General features: G+C 64.8%; 5 protein-coding genes. 3 read left to right on the top strand and 2 right to left on the bottom strand.

The window, feature by feature from the left end; translation table 11 throughout:
• Positions 1-806: FAD-binding protein (locus BGN95_RS21650; protein WP_286773976.1), on the top strand; the 806-nt coding region annotated here is incomplete at its 5' end.
• Positions 807-911: 105 nt separating this feature from the next.
• Here BGN95_RS21650 and BGN95_RS21655 read toward each other — a convergent pair.
• Positions 912-1,673: a 3-oxo-5-alpha-steroid 4-dehydrogenase gene (locus tag BGN95_RS21655; protein ID WP_286773977.1), complete on the bottom strand. Its 762-nt coding sequence runs from the start codon at positions 1,671-1,673 to the stop codon at positions 912-914.
• Positions 1,674-1,678: 5 nt separating this feature from the next.
• Positions 1,679-2,473 carry an SDR family NAD(P)-dependent oxidoreductase gene (locus BGN95_RS21660; protein WP_286773978.1) on the bottom strand — a complete coding sequence of 265 codons (795 nt, stop codon included), beginning with the start codon at positions 2,471-2,473 and terminating at the stop codon, positions 1,679-1,681.
• A 79-nt stretch (positions 2,474-2,552) separates the two neighbouring features.
• Between BGN95_RS21660 and BGN95_RS21665 the strand changes: the two genes are divergently transcribed.
• Together BGN95_RS21665 and BGN95_RS21670 are read left to right on the top strand one after the other, a co-directional pair.
• The gene (locus tag BGN95_RS21665; protein ID WP_179511060.1) at positions 2,553-2,987 is read left to right on the top strand and encodes a nuclear transport factor 2 family protein; all 435 of its coding nucleotides are present in this window, start codon (positions 2,553-2,555) and stop codon (positions 2,985-2,987) included.
• A 14-nt stretch (positions 2,988-3,001) separates the two neighbouring features.
• A complete protein-coding gene (locus tag BGN95_RS21670; RefSeq protein ID WP_179511059.1) occupies positions 3,002-3,460 on the top strand; it encodes a nuclear transport factor 2 family protein in 459 nt (152 codons plus the stop codon).
• Positions 3,461-3,645 lie beyond the last annotated feature (185 nt).

Consider the following 3,645-nt stretch of genomic DNA (forward strand, 5'->3'; position numbering starts at 1 on the left):
GGTTCATCATGAACCCGGCGATGGTCGCGCGTTATGCGCCGGCCTATGCCAAGGGGATGCCCAACGGCACGCTCGGCGATCAGGGCGCGGGGATCGTGCTGGGGATGACCGCGGGCGGATCGACCGCGCTGATGGACAAGATCAGCGCGTGGCGCTTCATCAACCCGCCCAAGGCGTGGTCCGATGCGATCGTCGTCAACGCCAAAGGCGAGCGTTTCGTCGACGAAACCGTTTATGGCGCGACGCTCGGCGAACATATCGGCGATCATCAGGGCGGTATCGGCTGGCTGATCTATGACGCGGCGTTGCGCAAACAGGCGTTCAAACAGGCGCGCGATCCGATGCTCGTGCCGTTCCAGCGCGACGTGACCTTGCTCAACCTGGCGTTCAACGCGGTGAAGGCGCCGACGCTCGATGCCTTGGCCGACAAGATCGGCTTGGACCGCGCAACGATCGCGGCGACGGTCGCGGCATATAACCGCGCCGCGCGCGGCGAGGTGGAGGATGCGTTCGGCAAGGAGCGCAGCGATATGCAGCCGATCGAGCGCGGCCCGTTCTACGCGATGGATATCTCGGTAGAGAGCAAATTCCTGCCGCTGCCGGTCATCACCTTCGGCGGGCTGCGGGTGGAGGAGGAGAGCGGGCTGGTGCTCGACAAGGCGGGCAAGCCGATCCCCGGGCTCTACGCCGCCGGGCGCACCGCGGTCGGCATCGCCTCGCAGACCTATGTCAGCGGGCTGTCCTACGCCGACTGCTTCTTCTCCGGCCGCCGCGTCGCCCGGCATGTCGCGCGGGCGAACCGGTAGCGCCCGTTCCGTCATTCCCGCGAAGGCGGGAATCCATTCACACTGAGGTTGCGATTTAATCCGATCGACCAGCCAGAATGGATCCCCGCCTCCGCGGGGATGACGTTACAGGATGAACGGGATCAGCGCCCTTCGCTCGGGCGGGTAATCGGCGAAGGTCGCACGATACCATTTGTGGTGGCTCAGCGCGCGAGGGCCGAGGTTGGCGATCGTGAACAGTGCGAAGATCAGCCCCGCCGCGGTCCAGGTCATCATCGCCCAGCCGATCCACAACATGATCTCGCCGAGATAATTGGCGCTGGAGACGAAGCGGAACATCCCGCCGTAAGGCACGCGATACCCCGTCTCGCCGGGCTTCCTCAGCCGGAACAGCAGATTGTCGGAATGGACGTTGATCACCCAGCCTACGCCCGCGATCGCGAGGCCGGCAATGAAGCGCGGATCGCCCAGCCACGAAGCGCTCGCCAGATGCTCGGCATGCCCGACCGCATAGCCGTTCACGAAACCGTTGAGCGCATTGAACGGCAGCCCGAACCAGATCGTCGCGATCGGCAGCCGCTTGCTGCCAATCCGCATCAGAAACGGCATCACCAGCCCGCGATAGAGATAATGCGCCTGCCACAAGCCGAACAGCAGCAAGGTCGCCGCATTGATATTGATCGCGCGCGCGGCGAACCAGAAGGTCAGCGCGAAGGCCATCCACTGCGGCGCCTCGAAGATCAGCCAGCCGGGGCGCGCGGCGATCGTCCCCTCGAACTTATTGAGATAGCGGCCATAGCCGTTGGGGGCGCGGATCGTCGTCGCGAAGGCCATCAGCCCCATTGCGACGATCAGCCCCAGCCCGATCCGATACGCCCCTTCAAGCATCGCGCTCACCCTCCGAAAGCGGCAAACACTTCCCCGATCGACGGATTGCGGCGCAGCGTCTGCCCGCCGCTGACATGGATATTCTGCCCGGTGACGAAGGCGGATTCGTCGCTCGCCAGCCACAAGGCCGCATCCGCCACGTCCCCTGCCACCCCGGGCCGCCCGAGCGGGATTTCGCGCGCATAGAGATCGCGCACCTTGGGCAGATCGAGCCCGCCGCCCGACATCGGCGTATCGGCGATCCCGCCCGGCGACAGCGAATTGGCGCGGATGCCCTTATGGCCATATTCGTGCGCGACGCAGCGGATAACGTGATCGAGCCCCGCCTTGGTCCCCATATAAGCGGCGTGGTGATCGAACATGATCGTCGCGGTGACCGAGGAGATCTGGATGATCGACCCGCCCGCCGGCATCACCTCGACCAGCGACTGGAATAGCTGGAACGGCCCGATGAACTGCACCGCGCACATCCGCTCCAGCTCGGCGCGGTCATGCTCGGTGAACGGCTTGAGCAGCCCCCAGCCGGTGGCGTTGAGCGCGATATCGATTCGACCCAGCCGTTCCTGCGCCGCCGCGACCAGCGCGCGAATATCGCTTTCCTTCTCGATATCGCAGACCTGCGCGAGCGCGCCGACCCGCGCGGCCACCTCGTCGAGCGGTTCCGCACGACGCCCGGCGATCATCAGCCGCGCGCCCTCGTCGACGAAGCGTTGCGCGATATGCTCGCCGAGATTGCCGGGCGCGACGCCCAGGATCAGCGCCGTCTTTCCGCTCAACCGCCCCACACCCGTCTCCTTCACGCAAGCAGATATCTTTTACGTACCTTCGACCCACTTTGCGCTACATTCAAGCAATCAAATTACGAATCAGGAGAGAGCGATGGACGATCGGCAAGCGATCGAAGTGGCGATGGCGACCTATTCGCAGGCGCTCGACGCGCGCGACTGGGCGCTGCTCGATCAGGTGTTCGCCGAAGACGTCGCCGCGGTGACGCTTGCCCCCGAGGCGGTGCGCGGACGCGCCAATTTCGTCGCGATGATCAGCGGCTTCCTCGATCCGTGCGGGCCGACGCAGCATCTGTTCGGGCCAACGCTCGCTACCGTCGAGGGCGATACCGCGACCAGCACCACTCCGTTCCGCGCCTTCCATTGCGATCAGCTCTACGCGACGCGCGTCTACGAGGCGATCGGCCGCTATCATGTGCGCTGGCGCCGCACCGCCGAGGGGTGGCGCGCGACGCGCTGGGAATATGCGCTCGCCGCGCATGTCGGCGATCCGTCGCTGCTCGGTGCCGCAATCCCCCAGGCTTCGTGAGAGGAAGGATTCCTATGTCGCTGCAAATGCTGCTCGACGAGCGCGCGATCCAGCAGGTCTATATCCGCTATTGCGAGATCGTCGACGGGAAGACTTTCGATGATCTGCACGAAGTCTTCGCCGCCGATGCGACGGGTGATTATACCCAGGCGCTCGGCCCCGGTGTGATCAGCCCCGACCGCGCAAGCCTGATTGCCTCGATGCACGCCAATCTCGGGCCGAACTCCAATTGCGGCGCGACGCATCACAATGTCGGCAATTTCCGCATCGCGATCGACGGCGATAGTGCGCGGGCCAAGGTGCATTATTATGCGGTGCATCTCGGCCAGGGTGATTTCCCCGGCGCGCTCTATTCGATGTGGGGGCAATATGACGATGTGCTGGTCCGCACCTCCGACGGCTGGCGGGTGAAGGCGCGCGTTTATACTTGCGCGCTGTCGCAAGGCCCGGTGGTGACGAGCGCGCGGACTTAATGTGCTCCCGCGGAGGCGGAGGCCCAGTCTGGGTCCCCGCCTTGGGTTCCCATCAAGGTAGTACTTTGATGGGGCCGTTCGCGCTGTTCAGGGATTGAGCACGCTCCGCTCGAACGCACAGAAGCTGTGGCACAGCCGCGTATCGACGATCCACTCCGGGCATTCCGGATCGAACCAGCGATCGA

Origin of the sequence: Sphingomonas sp. 66-10 (genome assembly GCF_001897045.1) — a bacterium.
GTDB lineage: Bacteria > Pseudomonadota > Alphaproteobacteria > Sphingomonadales > Sphingomonadaceae > Sphingomonas > Sphingomonas lycopersici.